Consider the following 21003-nt stretch of genomic DNA (forward strand, 5'->3'; position numbering starts at 1 on the left):
GTCGTACGCCTCGTCTTGTCGGATCCTCAGGTCGAGGGCCGAGATTAGCCTGGAGGGGTGGTCCACGCCACCGGTTTCAGCCGGGTGGGGCGAACGGCCACTCCTCGAAGGACCGGCACCGGTTGTCCCCGGCAAACCGCATGATCCAGAGGTCGCGGTACTCGTCTCCGCTCGGCGGGCCGTACCGTACCTCGACCCGGGCCACCGCGACATCGCCGTCCACCGCGACGATCTCGTGCCGCATCGTGAAGACCTCGTCCGGGCCTTCCCGCTCCGCCTGCCACATCCGGGCGATCGCCGGCAGGCCGACCACCGGTTCCCGGTACGGTCCCTGCAGGTAGCGGGCGTCGTCGGTGAAGAGTTCGGCCAGCGGGGCGGTGCCGACAGCGCGCCACGCCCGCTCGTACCCGGCGATCCAGTCCGCCACCCCGGTCCGGTCCACGCCCTCCAGCCTGCCGCACCCGGGTGTCAGGAACGGGCCCTTCGCCACAACCGGCCGCCGCCCGGCGACAAGAAGGGATTCCACCTGCCGATCAGGCTGCTTGTTGACGCATCGGTGGAGTCGGGGCGCCGGCATGCTCGGCAATCCCGGCGAGCAGTTCCCGCAGCGCGTCGACGGCGTCGTGCCGGGGCCGCCAGCCCAGCTCCCGCTCGGCCCGGGAGCAGTCCATCAGCGGCGCGGCGGCGCTCAGCTCGAACCAGCCCTCGTCGGCGGGGAGCAGCCGGCTCCGCCACGCCGTCCGGGCCAGCAGCCGGAGCAGCGGCAGCGGCAGCGGCGCCGCCAGCCCGCCGACCTCGGCGGCGACCAGCGGCCCGTCGAGCACCGGCTCCGCGGCGAGGTTGAAGGCTCCGGTCAGGCCACCGCGCAACACCTTCAGGTACGCCTCGGCGACGTCGTCGGCGTGCACCACCTGTACCCGTAACAGCCGGTGCCGCGGCACCACCGGGAAGCGCCCGCCACGGAACAACGAGACCGGTACGAGGCGGCCGAGCAGGTGCCGGGTGACCTCGGCGCCCGCCTCACGCTGGACGACCAGGGGTTTGCGCATCCGGACCACCCGCAGCCCCGGGTAGTCGCGTTCGACGCCGTCGAGGTACGCCTCCACGGTCGCCTTGTCGACGCTGTAGCCGGAACGCCGGCCGATGCCGGTTGCCGGCCAGCTCTCGTCGACCAGCCGGTCCTTCGGCCCGGGCGCGTACGTCGCGACCGACGACCCGTACACCAGTTTCGGTACGTCGGCGGCGAGCATCGCGTTCACCACGTGCCGGGTGCCGTTGATGTTGGTCCGCCGCATCCGGGCGCGCTGGTGACCGGGTTGCAGTTGCCAGGCGAGGTGCACCACCGCGTCGACCCCGGCGAGGAGTTCGGCGAGTGGATGCAGGCAGGCCGGGTCCCCGAGGTCGGCGGAGTGCCAGCGCACCGCGTCGTACGGCGGGCCGGAGCCCGGTTCCGGACAGCGCCGGACGATGCCGATCACCTCGATGTCCGGCTCGGCGGCGAGCCGGCGCAGCAGCGCACTGCCGACGTTGCCGGTGGCGCCGGTGATCGCGATCCGCATGCCTGCCGTTCTACCCGGCCCGGGTCCGGGCATGCCGGCGACTCGCCCGGAGTGTGTGCCGGTCCGGTGGACGCTGTCGAACCGGTGGGCGTTTGCCGACCGCGACGGTGGGTAAACCCCGGCGGTGCGTGCCCTTCTGAGCCGACTTGAGCAGACTGCCGTACTGGACCGGGCTGGTGACCGGCTCCAGCGGGGGGTGCTCGCGGTGCTGCGTCCGCAGCGGGTCCGCGACGCCCTGCACGGGGTGTGGCTCGGGCATCCGCTGCATCCGGCGCTGGTGCAACTGCCGGTCGGCGCCTGGACCTGTTCGGCCATCCTCGACCTGTGGCCAGGCCAGCGCCGCGCCGCCACCGCCCTGGTCGCGGTCGGTACCGCCACCGCGTTGCCCGCCGCGCTCGCCGGGGTCAACGACTGGGCGTCGCTGGCCCGGGAGCAGCGTCGGGTCGGTCTGGTGCACGCGATCGCCAACGGCGTCGGTGTCCTGTTGTACGCGGGCTCACTCGCCGCTCGGCTCGGTGGGCTGCACACGGTCGGCCGGGCCCTCGGGTTCGCCGGCCTGTCGGCGGTCAGCGGTGGCGCGTTCCTCGGCGGGCATCTGGCCTACAAGCAGGCGTCGGCGGTCAACCACGGGGCGCCGGAGTTGCGTCAGCTCTCCGACGGCTGGTACGCGATCGCGGACCTGGCCGCCCTGCCGGAACGTGCCCTGCTCACCCGTCGGATCGACGAGGTGTCGGTGCTGGTCTACCGGCAGGGTGACCAGGTGAGTGTGCTGCTGGACCGGTGCGCCCACCAGGGCGGTCCGCTCGGCGAGGGTGAGCTGGTGACGGTGGGCGGTCGGGACTGCGTCCAGTGCCCGTGGCACGGCAGCAGGTTCCAGCTGGACGCCGGTCGGGTGGTGCAGGGTCCGGCCGCCAGTGACCAGCAGGTGCTGCCCACCCGGGTCGTCGGGGGCGTTGTGCAGACCCGCCTTCCCTGAGCAGTCCGCGGCCCGCCCGGCACAGCGGGACAGGTCGAATCCTCGTGCTGAGCGTTGGCTCTCAGTCACCCGCCCCGTCACGGAGCCGGTGCCGGCCGGTGCTCACCGAGGTCCGTCGGGACGGCCGGCCCCGCAGCCCGAACAACGCACCGACCTGCGCGCCGACCATGCCGGCCGCCGCGATCACCGCGGCAACCGCCAGTGGCCGGTCGACCCCGTCCGGCGTGCCGCCGACCGGACCGGTCGCGCCGACCGGGTGTGTCGTCCCGTCGTCACCTCCCCGACCCGACGGGGGCGCGGTCGTACCGGTCCCTTCCGACTGCCGCCCGTCGGGGAACGGCCCGCTCGCCGGCCCACCGCCCGGCTGCTCTGCCGTGCCTGGCTGCGCTGTCCCGCCCGGCTGCTCTGCAATGCCCGGCCGTTCTGTCGCCCGGTCGGGCTGGACCGGCTGGACCGGTCCGGGGCGGTCTGGTTCCGGCCAACCGCCGGGCGGCGGCGGGTTGGCCACCAGGCCGGTGGCGTGGTCGCGTACGCCCCGGTCCTCGGCGGACTCCGGCAGGTGCAGGAACTGGCCGGGGCGGATCCGGTCCGGGTCACCGATCCTGTTCAGCCGGGCCAACTCCGGGTACCGGTCGAAGTCGCCGAGGTACCGGTCGGCGATGTGCCCGAGGTAGTCGCCCTTCTCCACCCGGTACACCGGCTCCGGCTGGTCCGGACCGCCCGGTGCGGCCATCCAGTGCGGCGCCGGTCCGGACGGGGTTTCGGTCATCCAGTGCGGCGCGGGTCCGGACGGGGTTTCGGTCATCCAGTGCGGTGCCGGCCCGGACGGCGGCTCGTCGGCGAGCAGGGCAGCCGAGCCGACCGAGGCCGGCAGCACCGCCGGCGCCGGCAGGGCCGCCAGCCCGCTGCCCGTGGCCGCGGTCGCCGCCACCGGACCGGCGGCGAGGGCCAGGGCGACCGAGCCGACCAGGGCGGCGGCCCAGCGCTGCTGGCGACCGAGCCCGGGCAGCCGGATCGCCGGCCGGCGCAGCATCCGGGCCGGTATCTCCACCAGCACCGAGAGCGCGAACGTCGCCCAGCCGGCCCAGCCCACCAGGGCCAGCGCCCGCAGGAAGAGTTGCCCGTCGTCCCGGCTGGTCAGCACGGTGCCGATCTCGTCGAGGGTGGGTACGTGGTCCGGTAGCGGGTTGCCGGCGAAGGTCAGCAGCGCGATCGGCGCGCCGACCAGCAGTCCGACCAGGACAATCAGCGCGCCGAGTCCGGTGACGACCCGACCGGCCCGGTGGGCCGTCCGCGATGCAGGCATGGCCATGCCCCCTGTTCAGCGGTTGCTCGTGGTGAGGAGTGTCGCGGTGGCGGTGCCCGGCACCGTGACGGTGCCGTCGAAGCTGAAGAGGCCGAGGAAGGCCCGTTCGTAGGTGAGTTCGAGGTCGACGGTCAGCCGTGGGTTACCGTCCTCGACCTGGATGTCCACGTTCCGCAGCGTCACCCCGTCGACGCTGTCCAGGTAGTTGTCGATGGCTGCCCGGGCCGCGTCCCGGTCCAGCACGGTGGTCCCGTCCGCCAACAGCTGTCCGAGGTCGACGGCCTGACCGCCGGCCCGGGCGGCCTCGGCGGCCAGGTTGTCCGCCCGCTGCATGGTGCGGAGCTGCCCGGCGCCGTCGTAGGCGAGTCCGATCAGCGTCAGGATGCCGACCAGCGCGATCGCCAGGAACAGGCTGACCCGACCGGCGTCACCCGGGGGCACGTCCCACTCCGGTCGGCTCACTGGCCACTCCTCGCGCGGTAGCGGTCGAGCGGGGACGCGAAGGTCGCCTCGGCGTACGTGTGCTCCGGCACCCCGGGCACCAGCGGCATCCGGAGATTGCCCACCGGCACCCGGCAGCCGACGGTGACCACCACCGTGGCGTCCTCCCCGAGATCGCTGGCGAAGACCTCGTCGAGGTCGTGTTCCTCGCCGGCCACCGTGCCGGTGAGGTCCAACTCGGGTGCCCCGGCGCAGAACCCCTGCTCGGCCAGGCGTTCCGTGACGGCGGCCTCGGCCGCGTCCCGGGCCTCGTCGGCGGTCCGGGAGATCGAGGCGGCGCGGGCGGCCTCGTGTGCGGCGACCTCGATCGCCTCGTGGGCGACGGCGGTCCGGCCGGCGACCCCGGCCAGCGCGACCAGCGCCAGGAAGGCCGGGGCGAGAATCGCCACCTCCACCGAGACGGAACCCCGGTCGCCACCGGTCATGGCCTCTCCTCGCTCCGCTCGTCGACGCCATGACCTGCGTGACTGTCCCTGCTGATGACCTCGCTCCGCTCGGTCATGGCCTCTCCTCGCTCCGCTCGTCGACGCCATGACCTGCGTGACTGTGCCCCTCATGACCTCGCTCCGCTCGGTCATGGCAGCCCCGGCTCGGTGAAGCGCTCGACCGGCCCGGAGGCGGTCTCGCGGATGGCGGGCAGCGAGATCAGCGGTACGACCCGCAGTGGTGTGCCGGTGACGGTGGCGCTGACCCGGGTGCCGTCCGGGTCCGGGACGCTGACCGTGACCTCCCAGCCGACCAGCCAGTCGCCGGCCCGGTCGAGGAAGTCCAGTGCGCGTTCCTCGCCGACGCCCGGTTCGGCCTGGTACACCCGCTGTGCGCTGACCGCCTCCTGGGCGGCGTTCAACGCGGTCGAGCGGGCGAGGAACCAGGCCGCCGCCTGGATCGAGGAGAGCAGCAGGACGAGGATGGCCGGCATCAGCACGGCCAGCTCTACCGGCGTCGCTCCCCGCTCCCGGTCGGATCCGGTGTCAGCTGTCGCCACCGGTGTCCCCGCCGTCCCCGCCGTCACCGGGCTGGGGCAGGTCCTGCAGCCAGTCGCTGACGCTGTCCGAGACGGCGACGGTCACCGCGAGCGCGGCGGCCGCCAGCCCGATGATGATCACGGCGGTGGGTACCGGGCTGTCGCCCCGGTCGCGTTCGGCACCTCGGCGCAGTTCGTTCAGGCGTATCACCAGCGCGGTGTGCAGATAGGAGATGACGGACATCGGGACTCCCTCCTCACGGGATCAGGTGCGTCGCGGTCAGATCCGGGCCACGAACGGATAGAGCACGAACCCGACCAGCACGAAGACCAGCAGCGCCCCCGGTACGTCGAGCCGGCTGGTGATCGTCTCGGCCCGGGCCAGGTTGTCGGTGCGGATCTGGTCGCGTAACGAGTCGGCGCGGCTGCGCAGCGAGTCGTGCACCTGCGCACCCTCGGTGCCGGAGGACTGCATGATCGCGCCGACGTCGCCCAGCTCCGGGATCCCGATCTTCTCCGCCAGGTCGCGCAGTTCGGCCCAGGGCGAGTGCATCTGCAGTTGGGCGATCCGCAGCGCCTCGCGGATCCGTTCGAAGACCCAACCGTCACAGACCCCGGCGGCCCGTTCCAACGCCTGCACCGGGCCGTGCGCGGCGGCCAGTTGCAGCGCCACCAGGTCCAGGTACGCGCAGACGGCCTGGCTGAACTCCCGTCGGGCCCGTTCCGCCCGGACCAGGACGTTCCGGTGTGCCAGCAGCACCGCGAGCAGCGCGAAACCCAGCGAGCCGACGGTCGGTACGACAACCGGTGGCCGTACCCCACCGAGGAAGAGGATCGCGCTCGACACGGCGGGGGTGGCCAGCCCGACGAGCCCGGACAGTACGAGCGAGAGGGTGTACTGCTCCGGGGTGCGGCCGAGCAGTGCGAGTTGCCGGTGCGGTGGGCGTACCCAGCGGGTGAGGCCGGTGAGCCAGTCCAGGTCGCGGACGCCGGCCCTGGTCCGGGGCCGGGTGAGCCCGGGGGGCTGGTGCAGCCGGCGCAGGGCCGGCCCGAGCGCCGGGGTGGCCGGCATCGCCTCCCGGACCAGCAGGAACAGCCCCAGCCCGACGGCCGCGCCGCCGAGCACACTGATCGCGAGGTGCCAGTTCAGCATCACTGGAGCACCTCCTCGGCGGCCGGCGGGGCGAGGAACCGGGCGGGCCGGGGCGGCAGGCTCATCGACCGCACCCAGGCCAGCAGGGTGACGAAGGCGGTGCCGAGCAGCACCATCACGAGCTGGCCGGTCGGTGTCCCGTACGGGCGCATGTAGTCGGGGTTGACCAGCCCGTACGCCAGCACCAGCAGGGTCATCCCGGTCAGGAAGCGCACCGCGAACCGGGGCTGGGCCCGCTTCGCCTCCACCTCGCGTCGGGTGACCACCTCGGCCGCCGCCGCGCCCGCAATCGCCCCGAGTACGTCGCCGAGCCGCTCGCCCCGGTCGCTCAGGTGCAGGATCAGCGCCGCGACCACCTGGTCGCAGACCGGGTCACCGATCTCGTCGGCGAAGGCCAGCAGGGCGGTACGGCCGTGCCAGCCCGCCTGCAGCCGGGCGGCGAGCAGGCGTACCTCCTCCTCGATCTGCTCCGGTGCGGTGGCGACCGTACCGACGATCGCCTGCTGCAGACCCTGTCCGGTGCCGGAGACGTCCTTGAGCCGGCGGGCCCACTCGCCGATCGCCTCGATCCGGTTGATCGCCCGGCGTTCGGCCCGGCCGGCGGTGAGCAGCCATGGCGTACCCGGGACCGCGACCGCGACCAGGAGGCCGACCACCGGCAGCCCGGTGAGCAGGAACGCCACCGCCCCGGCGACGACCGCGCCGACCAGCAGCGTCTGGTGGGCCCGCCGTTCCCGGGGTGTGCTGCCGTTGCCCTGCCAGAGCCGGCGCAACCCGGGGCCGGAGTTCGGTCGGGCCGGCCGGGTGGTGCCGACGATCGCGACCACAGCCAGGATCAGCCCGGCGACGCAGGCCGCGCCGGAGAGCACCGCGATCAGCTCGATGTTCGACGGCAGGTTCACCTGACCACCACCTGACCGGGACCCGGCGCCGCCCGGACGGCGGCCGACCAGCACGGAGCCGGGCCGACCGTGCCCGGCGCAGGGATCAAGCCTGACCGCCCGGAGCCGGGGACGGTCGGCCCGGCTCTATCCACCAGGCCCGCTCTATCCACCAGGCCCGTGCCATCAACCCGCCCCCCGCTCACGCCCGCCGCCCCAGCTGGCTGTGCCGGGGCCGTCGCCACGCCCCGGCGCCGGCCTCGATGTACCGGGTCAGCAGCCGGGCGTCGTAGCCGACCCGCAGCAGCTGGTCACGGATGCGTTCCGGCAGGTGGCGGGGGATGGCCCGACCGTCGGGGCCGGGACCGAAGACGGTGGTGGTGGTGATCCGGTTCCCCTCGCCGACGCCGATCACCTCCTCGACGTGCGAGACGAACCGGTGCTTGCGGCCCCCGATGGCGGTCTCGTCCTCGATGGTGACGTAGACGATCAGGTCGAGCGCGTTGCCGGCCATCCGCCGGGCCTGTTCGACGGTCATCTCCCGGCCGTGCGCCAGCGCCAGCTCGATGATCCGTTCGCTCACCCCGGCCGGGGTACGGGCGTGGATGGTGCACATCGAGCCCCGGCTGGTGGTCATCGCCTGGAGCATCGGCACGATCTCCCGGGACCGCACCTCGCCGACGATGATCCGCAGTACGCCCATCCGCAGCGCGACCGGGATCAGGTCGGCGATGGTCACCTCGCCGGCCGGGCGGCCGTCCGGTCCCCGGTCGCCGTGTCCCTCCCGGGACTCGAAGCTCATCACCGCCCGGTGTCGTATCCGACGTCGGGCGGGCAGCAGTTCCCGGCTCTCCTCCAGCAGCACGTACGGCTCGTCGACCGGGATCTCGTCCATCAGGGCCCGGACCACGGTCGTCTTGCCCGCGCCGGCGAGCCCGGCGACCATGATGTTCAGTCCGGCCCGCATCGCGGCGCGCAGAAAGTCCCGGATCAGCACGTCGATCATCTCGTCCAGGTCGCCCCGGCCGCCGGCGATGTCGTCCAGGGTCACCTCGACGGTGTTGTGCTTGCGGATCACCGCGTACGGGCGCTGGCTGACCAGGAAGACCGCGGCGAGTCGGCTGCCGTCCGGCAGTTGCAGGTCGAGGGTGGGCTTGGAGGTGGAGAGTGACCGTTCGGTGGCGCCGGCGCGGCGGGCCGCCGCCTGGAGGATCTCCACCATCTCCTCGTCGCTGTCGGCGATCGGGTCGCCCCAGTCGACGGTGCCGCCCCGGCGGGTGATCCGGACCAGGTCGCAGCCGAGGATGTGCACCTCCTCGATCGAGGTGTCGACGAGCAGGCTCTGCAGCCGGCCGAGCCCGACGAGTTCGGCGTTGACCTGGTCGAGCAGCAGTCGTTCCTCCAGCGCCGACATCGGGGTGCCGGCCCGGCGGACCGTGTCGGCGTACTCGGTGACGACGGTGGCGGCGAGCCGGCTGCGTTCGGCGTCCTCCTCGGCGGTGGTGAACTCGCGGCCCCGCTGCCAGGCGGTGAGCCGTTCGCTGAGTTCCCGGCGCAGTTCGCGGACCACGGCGAAGTCGACCCGCCGGGGCGGTGGCGGCGGGGGCGCGGTGACCGGCTGCGGCGCCGGCAGGTGTGGCACGGCGACGTGCGGCGGGGTGCCGTTGCTGACCGTGCCCGGGTGTGGGTGCCCGTTGTGCGGCACTGTCTGCCAGGTGGGCCCGTCGGCCGGGTCGCGGCGTCGTGGGTCGTGGAAGACCGGCTCAAACCGCATCCGGCACCTCCTCGGTGGTCGGCCAGCGCAGTCGTGCCCGGCGGCGGTCGAGCAGTGCCCGGATCGGCACCTCCAGGGCACCGGCCGCGCGGATCAGCGGCCGTCCGCTGCGGACGGTGCCGCCGTGGCTGAGCACCTCGGCGGTACGCGGGTCGTGTGGCAGCTGTTCGATGACCGGCAGCCGGAGTGCTTTGCTGACCTCGCCGCGGCCGTGTCCGGCACCGACCAGCAGCAGTCGCAGTGAGCCGGCCGGTACCCGGTGGTCGGCGAGGTCGCGTTCGATCGCCTTGACCGTGGCCTGGGTGCTGGACAGGTCGGGGAGTCGGGCGGCGGTGACGACCAGGACGATGTCGGCGGCGCGCAGGATCGGCCAGGGCGGGCCGACGACGTGCAGCCGTCCACAGTCGACGATGACGTCGTACGCCGGGTCGCCCTTGCCGAGCGCGGTGAAGAAGTCGGCGAACCGCTGCCAGAGCGGGATGACGCTGCCGGCCTGCGCCGGGTCGACCACGCCGGGCAGCAGCAGCCGTTCCCGTTTCGGGGCGTCGAGGTCGACGAGCTGGGACCAGAACGCCTCCTCCAGGTTGCCGTCCCGCAGCTCGCCGACGGCGAGTTCGCCGATGCCGCGTGGCCCGGGCAGCGCGCCGCCGAGGTAGCCGGCCAGCACCGAGCCGCCGGCCGGGTCACATTCGGCGAGGACGACCCGGTGGTGCCAGCTGAGGGCGCAGGCGAGGGCGGTCGTGGTGACGCCCGGGGACCCCTTGGCGGAGACGAGGGCGATGACGGCCATGCTCAGGCTGCCGCGTTCAGGACGACGGCGATCCGCCCGTCGCTGGCCAACGCCACCACCGGCGGTACGTCCTTGCTGGCGAGCGCGAGGTAGAGGACGACGGTGTTGCTGGCCGGGGTGGCCATGTCGATGACGGTGGCCTGGAACCGGGTCGGCGGGGCGTCGCCGGTGTCGTCCCGGCCGGGGGTGCTGAGCAGCAGCACCTTGTCGCCGGGGCGGAGCCGTTTCGCCGGCACCTCGGCGGGCTTGAGTCCGAGGGAGACCTGCTGTTGTCCGGGACCGAGCAGTGGCTTGTCGGTCAGCTGGGCCATGGTGAGCAGGGTGCCGGGGGTGAGGGTGACGCTGGCTCGTTTGCCCAGCACCTCGCCGATCCGGTCGGCCGGCACCGGGTCGAGCCCCTGACCGCCGGCCACCTGCACGGTCAGGACGTCGTCGGCGCTGAGCGTGGCACCGACCGGCACGGTACGGGCGACCGCCAGGTAGCTGCCAGTGGCCCGGACCGAGGTGACCGCGAACGCGGAGCCGAGCCCGCCGAGTGCGATCAGCAGGACGGCGAGCCCGAGCAGGCCGGGCCGCATCCGGCGTTGTCGGACGATCCGGGGCGGGGTGACCGGCGCGTCGACCGGTCCGCCGCCGGTGGTGGTTGTCGTCGCCACGGTCACCGGGTCACCACCTGGAGTTCGTCGATCTGGATCGTGGTCGTGGCCTGCGGCGAGCTGACGCCCTCGAACGGTTCACCCTCGCCGGCGACGTTGCTGCCCCAGCGCACCGTGTAGTAGCGGGTGGCGGTGATCCGGTACTTCCCGCCGTCGACGTCGTCGCTCGGCTGGGCGTACCGGTGGGTGCAGGCGTTGCCGGGTGGCCGGCGGGGGTCGTGGACCCCGGACCGGAACGCGACTCCGGCGCTGCGGCATGTCTTCCGCTCCCCGTCGCCCATCTCCCAGACGATCCGGGTCGGGGTGGCCTCGATCCAGACGGTGACCCCACCCTCGCCGGCGCTGTCCTCGACCGGGGCCCAGCTTCCGGCGTCGTACAGCCAGACCGGTACGCCGACCAGCCCGGGCGCCTCGTCCGGGGCGGTACGGATCTGCGGCGGGGTACGCAGCACCCGGCCGAGCAGGTCGCGGGCGAGTTCCTCGGGGTCGGGCGGGTCGAAGCCGGGCGGCGGGTCGTCGAGGAAGACGGTCTCGGCGTTGACCGCCCCACCGCTGCCGCAGCTGCGCAGGTAGCTGGTCTGACCCGGCGGGGTCTGCGGCGACTGCGGCTCCTGCACCTTGTAGTAGCAGTCGTCCGCGCTGTTGAACCAGCCGCGGATGCTGTCGTAGCAGGGCACGGTCTCGTCGTTGTCCTTCGTGCAGACCCGGGGTCCGCCACCGCCGCCACTGCCGTTGCCGGAGCCGTTGCCCGAGCCGCCGCCGGTGTTGCCGTTCTCGTTGTCGAAGACGTCGCAGTTGTCCTGCCCGGGTGGGCAGTTGGCGCCGGGGTCGGCGAGGGCCGGTCCGCCGGGCGCCAGGGCCGCGGCCAGGACCAGCAGCGTCGCGGCGCCGATCGCCAGTGTCCGCCGGGTCAGCACGGCTGCTCCTCGTGTACGGCGCCCTCGCTGATCAGCCAGCGGCCGTCGGCGTACCGGACGGCGGTGGCGGTGGCGACGTGCCGGCCGCCGGCCGAACCGCGGACCACCTTCCGGGTCTCGCGGTTGACCAGCCGGTATCCGGTGGAGTCGAGACAGTCCTGGATCTGGACGGTCGCCGGTACGGTGTCGAGGCTGACCTCGGTCACCGTCGGGTCGGAGACGAGTTTTCCGGTACGCATCGCGCCGTGCTCCTTCGCGTCGCGAATGGCCAGCCTGACCCGGGTGAGCAGGGGGTCGGCCAGGTATTGCGCCAGTCGCGGGTCGTGGGGGTCGCCGTCCGACTCGGCCTTCCGCAGGGCGTCGAGATAACCGGCGTACGCGGCGAGGCCGGCCTGTTCCGCTTCGGCCCGCCGGGTGTCCGGGGTGGCCGGGGCGTCCGACCCGGCCGCGGTGCCGGTGGGGCCGGCGGGGCCACCGCAGCCGGCGGCGAGCACCAGCGTGGCGACCGTGAGCAGGGCGGCCGGGAGGTTGGCCGGTTGCCGGTTCCGCAACGGTGTCTCCCTCCTGCTGCGCTGCCGCAGGATCGGTTCTCTGCGCTCTCGCCGGGTCAGTCCTCGTGCCGGGTCACCGGGCCGCCCGGGGACGCCGGACGGGCCTGCGGTGGGAAGGTGGGCACGGCCGCTCCGCCCCGAAGGCCCGTGGCCGGGCCCGGCGCCGCTGCGTCCACATTCGATCGGGTCGATCTGGAATTTTGGGTTCGGGTGCTGTCGATTGATCGGTGTGGTGTGGATTCGCCGACGGTTGCGCGTCGTCCAAGGGGCGAGCATAGGCTGGCCGGCGACGATACAACAGGGGCTATTCCAGGGAATACGTACGGTTACGATCTCCGTAGTCGATCATTGAGGAGATCATATGACGACAATCGATGTGTCCTGTGTGATCAATAGTTTCCCGATCCGGCGGAGGCGCGGATCCTTCCGCTTCGATTGTGCCGGCGGGCTGGGGTGAATTGCGATGGATGACGGTGATCTGACAGCTTCCGTACCGGGGCGTTCGGGTCCACTGGCCGCCGACGTCGGTCCGACCGGTCGACGGCCGCCCGCCCTCGACCCGCCTCCCGGCCCTAGCTCCGACGACCAGCGGAGATCAGATCTCGGCGATCATGAGGTCACCCTCCGTGTCCGGGATTCCGGCCGGATCCGGCGGTGGCTGGTGATGATCCTGACCGTGGCGCCGTCGCTGCGCCGCCTGGTGGCGATCGAGGGGGTCGACGCCGGCCGACCCCGGCGCTCCGGATGCGACACCTGCGGCACACCGCTCGCCCCGGCCGGCCCACTGGGCGCCGTCCTGCCGTCGGCCCGGTGCGCGGGCTGCGGCGGGCGGCTCGGCGCCGCACCCTGGGCCGTGGAACTTCTACTGCTGTTCGCGGTGGCGGTGCTGCTGCTGGCTGGCCGGCCCTGGCCGGAGACGCTCGCGATCGCCTGGTTCGCCGGCTGCGCCGTACCACTGGTGCTCGTCGACCTGGCCGTGCACCGCCTGCCGGACCGGCTCACCTGTCCCGCCGCCGTCGGCACCCTGGCCCTGCTCGGCCTCGCGGCGCTGGTCGGCGGCGACGCCGCCGCCGGACGGCGCGCCCTACTCGCCGGGGTCGGGTCGGCCCTGCTGTTCGCCCTCACCACCGTCCTGTTCGGACAGCGCGGATTCGGACTGGGCGACGCCAAGCTGGCGCTGAGCGCGGTGGCGCTGCTCGGCTGGCTCGGCTGGCCGGCGGTGGTCGCCGGGCTTACCCTGGCCTTTGTCGGGTCGGCGCTCTGCGGGCTGGTCCTGCTGCTCGCCCGCCGGATCGGCTGGCGCGACCACCTGCCGTTCGGTCCGTTCCTGGTCCTCGGCACGCTCGGCGTCCTGGCGCTACCCGTCCCCTGGTGACCTGGCCCGCTGCCGGCTCGGAGCGGCGTCCGGGGGCTGTCGGCCATCCACCGGACGGGCGACTCGACGCCCGTCCACCGGTCGGGCTTCCCGGACAATCGACTGGCGGCTATCCCGCCAATTGCCACGCAAATCGGCGCATCCTTCGACCCGCTATCTGAAGAAGCCGTGGTGACGGGGTCGCGAGAGGGTTTTGTCGCCGGTACGGTACGTCGGTCATTCCACTCCGATTTGCAATCACCGGGGGCAATATGATTCCGCGTACCCCTCGTGCCTGGGTCCGTGCCGGTGCCGGCGTGCTGGTGACGTTCTCCGCCGGTGCGATGATCGCGACCGGTGGTGCCGCGTACGCCGCCGAGGGCGTCGACCTGACGGTCAGCGTCTCGGATCGGACGGTGGCCGCCGGCGAGCCGCTCGCCCGGCACCGGGTGACGGTGCGCAACACCGGCACCGTCGAGGTCCCGGCCGGCTGGCACGTCGAGTACGACCTCGGTGGTCTCGACGAGCGGGTGGTCCGCCGGAACGGTGAGCTGGCCAGGGGCTGTGTCGAGGAGCGCGGAAAGATCGTCTGCCCGGTGCCGGAGGGGCTGCCGGTCGGTCGGAGCCTCGACCTGGCCACCCCGTTCACCCTCACCGGGGTCGGCGCCGGGCCCGGCCCGGCCGGCGGTTTCACCGTCGCCGCCGTCGCCGACGAGGACGGCAACCTGACCAACAACACCGCGACGGTGGACGTCGAGGTGCCGGCGGTCGGGGTCGACCTGGTCAGCTATGCCGAGGACATCCGCCAGGTGACCGCCGACGGCGGCGGCACCGACCGGCCGGTGCCGCCGGGCGGCGAGACCATCCTGTTCGGCGCGGTCGCCAACGTCGGCGACACCGTCGCCGAGGGCGTCCGGGTCCGGGTCACCCTCCCGGAGTACGTCACCTTCGGCGAGGTGGAGCAGGGCTGCGACTACACCCCGGACAACCGGACGGTGACCTGCGACTACCACCAGATCGTCCTGGTGCCGACGGACCGGGACACCGGCGGGGACGACGAACTCGTCTCGGCCGTCGGCCTCTACTTCCCGGTCCGGGTCGACCGGGACGCGCCCGGCCCGCTCGTCGCCGAGGGTGGCGAACTGTACGCCGCGGCGCTCGACACCACGGACGGGACCAGCCCGGCCCGGCGCCGTACCCCGGCCCTGCCGGAGGGGGTGCGGGCGCTCTCCGCCGAGGAGGCCGAGGACCTCGCCGCCAAGGAGGTCGAGGACGCCGAACCGGGCGACAACTCGTACCCGTTCGCCGCACACATCGCCGGCCCGCCGGACGGCTCCGGTTCCGGCTCCGGTTCGGGCGGCGGCGACGGTCTGCCGGTGACCGGGGTCCAGGCGGGCCTGATCGGTGGCGTCGGAGCCGGGGTGCTGCTGGTCGGCGGGGTGCTGACCTTCCTCGCCCGGCGGCGTCGGGTCGTCCTGGTGGCACCCGAGGACGAGAAGCCGAACCCCTGAGCTCTCCGGAGCGGATGTCTCCCTACCGGCGTCCGGCGCGGTAGGCGCGCATCTTGGCCCGGCTGCCGCAGACGCTCATCGTGCACCAGCGGCCGCGCCCGGCCGGGCTGTGGTCGTAGTACACCCACTGGCAGCGGTGCGCCGCACAGGCCTTGAGTCGGGGCCAGGTGCCGGCGGCGACGGCGTCGAGGATGGCCGCCGCCACGTGGGCGACAAGTGCGGTGGCCCCGTCGAGGCCGGCCGCCGGTACGGCCCGGGCGGCACCGCTGCCGTCGACGCTCAGGATCAGCGGCGCGTGGCCGAAGGCGTGGCGCAGCATGGCGGCGGAGGCGGCCGGGACCGGGGCGCCGGCATGTCCCCGGCAGGTGTCCCGCAGCGCGTCCCGGAACCGGCGTAACTCGGTGACGTCGGAGTCGCCGAAGGTGAGGCCGCCCGGCCCGTACCGGGTGGCGAACATGGTCAGTTCGGCGATGGTGCGCAGCCGGTCCCGGCCGGCGTCGATGTCCACCGTGTTCAGCAGGTTCTGCACCAGCGCGAGCGGTCCGGGTGCTGGTGCGCGGTCACCGGGCTGCTTCATGGCGCCACCGTACGCAGCAGTCGCCAGCCGACGATACTAGTTAACGATATATGACAATACATCGATTCCCGGCGGTTCGGGCAGGAGTGGCTGGCCGACCATCCGGCCCCTGGCTCAGGGAGTGTCGAGCCGGTGGGTGAGCGCGGTGTGCCGGCGCCCGGTCCCGGCGGTACGGACCGCGATGGCGAGCGCCTTGCGGGAACCGACCAGGACGACCAGCTTCCGGGCCCGGGTCACCCCGGTGTAGAGCAGGTTCCGCTGCAGCATCGTGTACGAGCTGATCGTCACCGGGATGACCACCGCCGGATACTCGCTGCCCTGCGACCGGTGCACCGTGATGGCGTACGCGTGCTGCAACTCGTCGAGCTCGTCGAAGTCGTACCCGATCTCCTCGTTCTCGTCGGTGCGGACGGTGAGTTGGCGCTGTTCCAGCGAGAGGTCGGTGACCACGCCGACGGTGCCGTTGAAGACCCCGGCGACCCCCTTGTCGTAGTTGTTGCGGATCTGGATGACCTTGTCGCCGACCCGGAAGACCCGGGCGCCGTGCCGACGCTCCGGCCGGCCCTCCCGGTACGGGGCCAGCGCCTGCTGTAGCGCGGTGTTCAGGTTGCCGGCCCCGGCCGGCCCCCGGTGCATCGGGGTGAGGACCTGGATGTCCCGGGGATGCAGGCCGAACTTCCGGGGCACCCGCCGGGCGACGATGTCGACCACCAGGTCGGCGGTCGCCTCCGGCTCGTCGGCGGGGAAGAGGAAGAAGTCCGGGTACTCGCCGAGCAGCGGCGACTGGCCGGCGTTGATCCGGTGGGCGTTCACCACCACCCCGGACTCCTGCGCCTGCCGGAAGATCTTCGTCAGTCGTACCCGGGGGATCGCCTCGGCGGCGAGCACGTCCCGGAGCACCTCGCCGGCCCCGACCGACGGGAGCTGGTCGACGTCGCCGACCAGCAGCAGGTGGGCGCCGGGCGGCACCGCCTTGATCAGCTTGTTGGCCAGGATCAGGTCCAACATGGACGCCTCGTCGACGACGATCAGGTCGGCGTCGATCGGGTTGTCCCGGTCGTGGGTCGGGTCGCCGCCCGGCCGCAGCTGCAGCAGCCGGTGCACGGTGGCGGCCGGGTGGCCGGTCAGCTCGGTCATCCGCTTCGCGGCCCGGCCGGTCGGCGCGGCGAGCACGATCTTCGCCTGCTTGGCGGCGGCGAGCTGGATGATCGACGAGACGGTGAACGACTTGCCGCAGCCGGGTCCGCCGGTCAGCACCGCGACCTTCGAGGTGAGCGCGAGCCGTACCGCGGTCTCCTGCTCCGGGGCCAGGTCCGTCCCGGTCCGGGTCCGCAGCCAGGCCAGCGCCCGGTCCCAGTCGACTCCTGCGAACGCCGGCATCCGGTCGGCCGAGGTACGCAGCAGCCGCAGCAGGCTGTTCGCCAGCGCGGACTCGGCCCGGTGGAACGGCACCAGGTAGACGGCGGGGATGGTGCCGCCCTCGACGGTCGGGTTCGGCACCGCCTCCCGGACCACACCCTCGTCGGCGGCGAGTTCGTCGAGACAGCTCCGGACCAGCTCCACCGGTACGCCGAGGATCTCCGCCGCGTCCGCGACCAGGTTCGGTTCCGGCAGGTAGCAGTGGCCGCCGTCGGCCGCCTCGGAGAGCGTGTACTGCAGGCCGGCCTTGACCCGCTGCGGGCTGTCGTGCGGGATGCCGACGCCCTTGGCGATGGTGTCGGCGGTCTTGAAGCCGATGCCCCAGACGTCGGCGGCGAGCCGGTACGGCTCGTTGCGGACAATCGAGATCGAGCCGTCGCCGTACTTCTTGAAGATGCGTACGGCGAGGGAGGTGGAGACGCCGACGCCTTGGAGGAAGACCATCACCTCCTTGATCGACTGCTGTTCGGCCCAGGCGGTGGCGATCATCTTCGTCCGCTTCGGTCCGCTCGAGCCCGGGCACCTCGACCAGCCGGCCGGCCTCCTCCTCGATCACCCGCAGCGTGTCGACCCCGAAGTGCCCGACGATCCGTTCCGCCATCTTCGGCCCGATGCCCTTGATCAGCCCGGAGCCGAGGTAGCGCTCGATGCCCTGGATCGTCGCCGGCAGCACGGTGGTGTACGACTCGACCTCGAACTGCCGCCCGTACTTCGGGTGCGAGCCCCAGCGCCCGACCAGCCGTACGCTCTCCCCGGGCTGCACGCCGAGCAGCGAGCCGACGACGGTGAGCAGGTCATTGCCGCTGCGGTCGGTGGCGAACCGGGCGATCGTGTAGCCGGTCTCCTCGTTGGCGTAGGTGATCCGTTCCAGCACCGCCTCCAGCACCACCCCGCCGGGGCGGTGTCCGGTCGCCGGCGCCTGCTGCACGGTCACCCGAGCATCATGCAGCACATGGTCCGCCCGGTTCTCGCCCGCCACCCTCGTACCGTGCGTCCCGGCCGCCGCGACATGCGGTGATCCGTGACCCGGGTGGGGTGGCCGGATCTAGCGTGGGGCCATGGACGATGCCAGGAACGCCGAGCAGGCCGTGGTGATCGACGGGGAACTGCACGACCTGCTGGTCATGCTCGCCAACTACCGCAACCAGACGCCGCTGGAGGCGGTCACGGAGCTGGTCGAGGCCGAGTTCGAGCGGATCGAACCCGGACTCCTGGACGACCTGCGCCGACCCGGCGCGGCGATCAAACGCCTGTACGCGGCGACCGGCCGGCCGGTGCCGGCGGTGTTCCAGGAGTCGGTACGCCCCGAGTTCGGCCGGGCGGCGCTGCTCCGCGAACTGGACGAAACCGGCGAACTGCACCGAATCTAGTCACTCGCCGTTCTCACTCTCGTCCTTCCGCTGGCGGGACTCCCCGGTCGGCGGGTTCGGCGAGCAGTATGCCGCGCCAGAGGTCGAACAGGTCGGTACGCGGCACCGGCAGGCGGATTCCGCTGGCTTCGAGCAGTGCCCGCAGGCTGGCCCGCCGGTGGGCGCACGGGTGGTGGGCGCCGCAGGCGCATCTGTTGTCGTCGTCCGGCTGGTGGAGTTGGTGCAGGGTGTGGGCGATCCGCCAGAGCGTCGGCAGCACGCAGTCCGGCGGTGGTTCGGTGGGTGGGTCGAGTGGGTCGAACGGCAGTCGGCTCATCGTCCGGTGGCCGGGTGGCGACGTGGGTCGAGTGGTAGGCGGGTCATCGGCCACCTGCCGGTGGTGGCAGCGGGTCGAGTCGGCGTCGCCAGCCGTGGGTGAGCAGTGGTGCGAGGCGCAGCAGCAGGGTCGGTGGCCTGGGTTCCGGCGTCGGTGGTAACACCGGGAACCCCAGTTCGACCAGGCGGTTCGCGGCCACGTTCGCCGGTTGGCACGGGCCGGGGGTCCGGCAGATCGGGCAGGTTCCGGTTTCGGGATCGGGTACGTGCGCGGCGAGGATCGTGTGTGCCGCCTCGGCTTCCCGGCTCGCCCGGGATCGGTACGTTGTCACCGGCTGTCCCTCCCCCCGGGCGGCGGTCGATGCCGCGCGCGGGTGACGAAGGGCGGGCACCCGGCCGCCCGGCCCGCCGCTCTCCGAGGGGGAAGAGGCGGGTACGGCGGGCCGTGCCGTCGGCGTTCCGGGTGCCCGCCCGGCTCAGGCCGGGCCGCGTGGACTGGTCGACGCGGCACCAGGTCGGGACCGAGCGGGACCGGGCGACCTGCCTCGACGTCGCCGCACCGGCACCACCACCGCGCCGACCCGTACGGGCGGGCTGTCTGGGCTGGTCGGGACGTGGTAGACAGACGGGGAGTCGTTCCCCGGGGCGCGGTCCATCGTGCTCGCTCCCTTTCGGCTCGTGCGCCGGATCGGGGTGGGCTGGCCGCCAAACCGACCACCCCGGTCCGGATCTCTCCACTTCCGACAGTCACCCCTGGTGACCGCCGTCACACGCCCAGCATGCACGAACAAAGACGGGTGCGCAATATTGCCAAAGCATTTTCGTTCGTGAATGCTGAGGCGTATGACCAGAGGCGTGCCAGCCGGCGAGCAACGTGGACCGACCCTCCGAGCGCAGTGGCTCGGTAACGAGCTACGAGATCTGCGTGAGCAGGCCCGGCTCACCATCAAGGAGGTAGCCGAGTACCTGCAGCGCAACTCCTCCACGGTGAGCCGCTTCGAGTCTGGGACGCTGCCGGTACGGGTGGCAGAGGTGCTCGCCTACCTCGACATCTGCGGAGTCGACGACCCGGATCGGCGTGCCAAGCTCAAGACGATGAGCCAGGAGCTGTTCCGTAAGGGCTGGTGGGACGGGTACGCGGCAGACGTCGCCGGCTCACTCATCGACCGAATCTGGCTGGAGAACCGGGCCACCGAGATCCACTACTTCTCGACGGTGGTTCTCCCCGGTCTGCTCCAAACTCGTGACTACGCGGCGACGACCATCCGAACCGCGAACTCGGCAACCTCGGCGGCGCAGCTCGACCGGTGGATCGAAATCCGGATGACCCGACAGCAACTCCTCGAACAGGAAGCACCGCTGCAGCTCACCACCGTCATCGACGAGGGCGTGGTGCGAAGACTGGTCGGCGGTGCCGAGATCATGCGCGCTCAACTCGACCACCTGGTCACGATCGCCGGACGGCCCGACATCGAGATCCAGATCCTGCCCTTCACCGCCGGCGCACACGCCAGTCCTGATGGGCCCTTCGACGTCTTTCGGATGGCCGAGCCGTACCCGGACGTCGCCTGCATGCAGACCCCGTCTGGCGCGGTCTACGTCGAAGCGGCAGGGGCCGCGCCGCTCGCCGCCGCGTACGATCGGCTGCGTAATGCGGCTCTGTCAGTCGATGACAGCGTCGCGTTCCTCTCCGATCTGGTGACGCGTCTGGAGTGAACGACATGACGGCACACGAGGGAGCGACGGCCGTCGCGCTGCCCGAGGTGGCCTGGCACATCAGCAGCAAGAGCGATGGCGGCAGTGGCAACTGCGTGGAGGTCGGGCCGGTTCTCGACAACAGTGGCCAGGTCGCGGTCCGGGACAGCAAGGACCGCACCGGACCCGTAATCCTCTACCCCGGCAACCGGTGGACCAGCTTCCTCGCCGCCCTCAAGGAGAACAACCTCAGCGCCTGAAAGCCGATGGTCACGTAAACCGTGGCGCGCCCCAACCGGCCAACGTTTACGTGATCACAGATGGCCCGTTCCACCGGCCTTGTGCATCCGGGCTGGATGCCCGGTGTTGCGTGACGTGGCCCTGCGGGAGAAGGCCACGATCGGATTCCTGACCGAACTGGAAACGCGTCTGGAGTGAGCACCATGGCGACACAGCACGCAGCGCGGGCCGTCGCGCTGCCCGAGGTGGCCTGGCACGTCAGCACCCGCAGCGGCAGCGGCAGCGGCAACTGCGTGGAGGCCGGCCCGGTCCTCGACACCAGCGGCCGGGTCGCCGTCCGCGACAGCATGGACCGCACCGGGCCTGTACTCCTCCACCCCGGCGACCGGTGGACCAGCTTCCTCGCCGCCCTGAAGGACAACGCCCTCACCGCCTGAGCGTCGTGATCACGTAAACCGTGGCCTGCCATGACCGGCCAACGTTTACGTGATCAC

General features: G+C 72.5%; 24 protein-coding genes and 1 pseudogene. 7 read left to right on the forward strand and 18 right to left on the reverse strand.

Annotated features, from left to right (window positions below; all coding sequences use genetic code 11):
- Nucleotides 1-76 precede the first annotated feature (76 nt).
- Together ABGB21_RS02085 and ABGB21_RS02090 are read right to left on the reverse strand one after the other, a co-directional pair.
- Nucleotides 77-526, reverse strand: coding sequence for a nuclear transport factor 2 family protein (locus tag ABGB21_RS02085; protein WP_347654380.1), 450 nt, complete (start codon nucleotides 524-526; stop codon nucleotides 77-79).
- A gap of 7 nt (nucleotides 527-533) precedes the next feature.
- Complete coding sequence (locus ABGB21_RS02090) at nucleotides 534-1559, reverse strand: NAD-dependent epimerase/dehydratase family protein (protein WP_347654381.1); 1026 nt, start codon at nucleotides 1557-1559, stop codon at nucleotides 534-536.
- A 124-nt stretch (nucleotides 1560-1683) separates the two neighbouring features.
- Between ABGB21_RS02090 and ABGB21_RS02095 the strand changes: the two genes are divergently transcribed.
- Complete coding sequence (locus ABGB21_RS02095) at nucleotides 1684-2535, forward strand: Rieske (2Fe-2S) protein (RefSeq protein ID WP_347654382.1); 852 nt, start codon at nucleotides 1684-1686, stop codon at nucleotides 2533-2535.
- 61 nt (nucleotides 2536-2596) lie between these two features.
- On the opposite strand, the gene ABGB21_RS02100 is transcribed toward ABGB21_RS02095, so the two are convergent.
- The 12 genes from ABGB21_RS02100 to ABGB21_RS02155 form a co-directional block, all read right to left on the reverse strand.
- Nucleotides 2597-3841 (reverse strand): LysM domain-containing protein, encoded by a 1245-nt coding sequence (locus ABGB21_RS02100; protein ID WP_347654383.1) that lies wholly within the window; start codon nucleotides 3839-3841, stop codon nucleotides 2597-2599.
- Nucleotides 3842-3856: 15 nt separating this feature from the next.
- Complete coding sequence (locus tag ABGB21_RS02105) at nucleotides 3857-4303, reverse strand: hypothetical protein (RefSeq protein ID WP_347654384.1); 447 nt, start codon at nucleotides 4301-4303, stop codon at nucleotides 3857-3859.
- Complete coding sequence (locus ABGB21_RS02110) at nucleotides 4300-4767, reverse strand: TadE/TadG family type IV pilus assembly protein (RefSeq protein ID WP_347654385.1); 468 nt, start codon at nucleotides 4765-4767, stop codon at nucleotides 4300-4302. Before ABGB21_RS02110 ends, ABGB21_RS02105 begins: the two co-directional genes overlap by 4 nt.
- Before the next feature lie 149 nt (nucleotides 4768-4916).
- Entirely contained in the window at nucleotides 4917-5327 is a 411-nt protein-coding gene (locus ABGB21_RS02115; protein WP_347654386.1) for a TadE family protein, read from the reverse strand.
- Nucleotides 5314-5550 (reverse strand): hypothetical protein, encoded by a 237-nt coding sequence (locus tag ABGB21_RS02120; RefSeq protein ID WP_347654387.1) that lies wholly within the window; start codon nucleotides 5548-5550, stop codon nucleotides 5314-5316. Before ABGB21_RS02120 ends, ABGB21_RS02115 begins: the two co-directional genes overlap by 14 nt.
- 36 nt (nucleotides 5551-5586) lie before the next feature.
- Nucleotides 5587-6459, reverse strand: a complete 873-nt coding sequence (locus tag ABGB21_RS02125) for a type II secretion system F family protein (protein ID WP_347654388.1) — start codon at nucleotides 6457-6459, stop codon at nucleotides 5587-5589.
- A complete protein-coding gene (locus ABGB21_RS02130; protein WP_347654389.1) occupies nucleotides 6459-7361 on the reverse strand; it encodes a type II secretion system F family protein in 903 nt (300 codons plus the stop codon). Before ABGB21_RS02130 ends, ABGB21_RS02125 begins: the two co-directional genes overlap by 1 nt.
- Nucleotides 7362-7542: 181 nt before the next feature.
- Nucleotides 7543-9114: an ATPase, T2SS/T4P/T4SS family gene (locus tag ABGB21_RS02135; RefSeq protein WP_347676132.1), complete on the reverse strand. Its 1572-nt coding sequence runs from the start codon at nucleotides 9112-9114 to the stop codon at nucleotides 7543-7545.
- Nucleotides 9104-9904, reverse strand: coding sequence for a ParA family protein (locus ABGB21_RS02140; RefSeq protein ID WP_347676134.1), 801 nt, complete (start codon nucleotides 9902-9904; stop codon nucleotides 9104-9106). Before ABGB21_RS02140 ends, ABGB21_RS02135 begins: the two co-directional genes overlap by 11 nt.
- Nucleotides 9905-9906: 2 nt before the next feature.
- Nucleotides 9907-10566 (reverse strand): SAF domain-containing protein, encoded by a 660-nt coding sequence (locus ABGB21_RS02145; RefSeq protein ID WP_347676136.1) that lies wholly within the window; start codon nucleotides 10564-10566, stop codon nucleotides 9907-9909.
- On the reverse strand, nucleotides 10563-11477 hold the full coding sequence (locus ABGB21_RS02150; RefSeq protein WP_347676138.1) for a hypothetical protein: 915 nt from the start codon (nucleotides 11475-11477) through the stop codon (nucleotides 10563-10565). Before ABGB21_RS02150 ends, ABGB21_RS02145 begins: the two co-directional genes overlap by 4 nt.
- On the reverse strand, nucleotides 11471-12028 hold the full coding sequence (locus ABGB21_RS02155) for a hypothetical protein (RefSeq protein ID WP_347654394.1): 558 nt from the start codon (nucleotides 12026-12028) through the stop codon (nucleotides 11471-11473). Before ABGB21_RS02155 ends, ABGB21_RS02150 begins: the two co-directional genes overlap by 7 nt.
- 664 nt (nucleotides 12029-12692) lie before the next feature.
- On the opposite strand from ABGB21_RS02155, the gene ABGB21_RS02160 reads away from it, so the two are divergent.
- Nucleotides 12693-13403 carry an A24 family peptidase gene (locus ABGB21_RS02160; RefSeq protein WP_347654395.1) on the forward strand — a complete coding sequence of 237 codons (711 nt, stop codon included), beginning with the start codon at nucleotides 12693-12695 and terminating at the stop codon, nucleotides 13401-13403.
- Between the two features lie 296 nt (nucleotides 13404-13699).
- Nucleotides 13700-14893 (forward strand): hypothetical protein, encoded by a 1194-nt coding sequence (locus ABGB21_RS02165; RefSeq protein ID WP_347676140.1) that lies wholly within the window; start codon nucleotides 13700-13702, stop codon nucleotides 14891-14893.
- A gap of 22 nt (nucleotides 14894-14915) precedes the next feature.
- On the opposite strand, the gene ABGB21_RS02170 is transcribed toward ABGB21_RS02165, so the two are convergent.
- Nucleotides 14916-15470 carry a CGNR zinc finger domain-containing protein gene (locus tag ABGB21_RS02170; RefSeq protein ID WP_347676142.1) on the reverse strand — a complete coding sequence of 185 codons (555 nt, stop codon included), beginning with the start codon at nucleotides 15468-15470 and terminating at the stop codon, nucleotides 14916-14918.
- 114 nt (nucleotides 15471-15584) lie between these two features.
- Nucleotides 15585-17778: pseudogene (locus tag ABGB21_RS02175) on the reverse strand (ATP-dependent RecD-like DNA helicase).
- Nucleotides 17779-17947: 169 nt separating this feature from the next.
- On the opposite strand from ABGB21_RS02175, the gene ABGB21_RS02180 reads away from it, so the two are divergent.
- Nucleotides 17948-18259 (forward strand): hypothetical protein, encoded by a 312-nt coding sequence (locus tag ABGB21_RS02180; protein WP_347676144.1) that lies wholly within the window; start codon nucleotides 17948-17950, stop codon nucleotides 18257-18259.
- A 13-nt stretch (nucleotides 18260-18272) separates the two neighbouring features.
- On the opposite strand, the gene ABGB21_RS02185 is transcribed toward ABGB21_RS02180, so the two are convergent.
- A complete protein-coding gene (locus ABGB21_RS02185) occupies nucleotides 18273-18575 on the reverse strand; it encodes a hypothetical protein (protein ID WP_347676145.1) in 303 nt (100 codons plus the stop codon).
- A gap of 43 nt (nucleotides 18576-18618) precedes the next feature.
- Entirely contained in the window at nucleotides 18619-18906 is a 288-nt protein-coding gene (locus tag ABGB21_RS02190; protein ID WP_347654400.1) for a hypothetical protein, read from the reverse strand.
- 511 nt (nucleotides 18907-19417) lie between these two features.
- Between ABGB21_RS02190 and ABGB21_RS02195 the strand changes: the two genes are divergently transcribed.
- The 3 genes from ABGB21_RS02195 (at nucleotide 19418) to ABGB21_RS02205 (ending at nucleotide 20946) form a co-directional block, all read left to right on the forward strand.
- A complete protein-coding gene (locus ABGB21_RS02195) occupies nucleotides 19418-20290 on the forward strand; it encodes a helix-turn-helix transcriptional regulator (RefSeq protein ID WP_347676146.1) in 873 nt (290 codons plus the stop codon).
- Nucleotides 20291-20295: 5 nt separating this feature from the next.
- Nucleotides 20296-20529 (forward strand): DUF397 domain-containing protein, encoded by a 234-nt coding sequence (locus ABGB21_RS02200; RefSeq protein ID WP_347676147.1) that lies wholly within the window; start codon nucleotides 20296-20298, stop codon nucleotides 20527-20529.
- Nucleotides 20530-20712: 183 nt separating this feature from the next.
- Entirely contained in the window at nucleotides 20713-20946 is a 234-nt protein-coding gene (locus ABGB21_RS02205) for a DUF397 domain-containing protein (protein ID WP_347676148.1), read from the forward strand.
- Nucleotides 20947-21003 lie beyond the last annotated feature (57 nt).

This window comes from Plantactinospora sp. B24E8 (assembly GCF_039871735.1).
GTDB lineage: Bacteria > Actinomycetota > Actinomycetes > Mycobacteriales > Micromonosporaceae > Plantactinospora.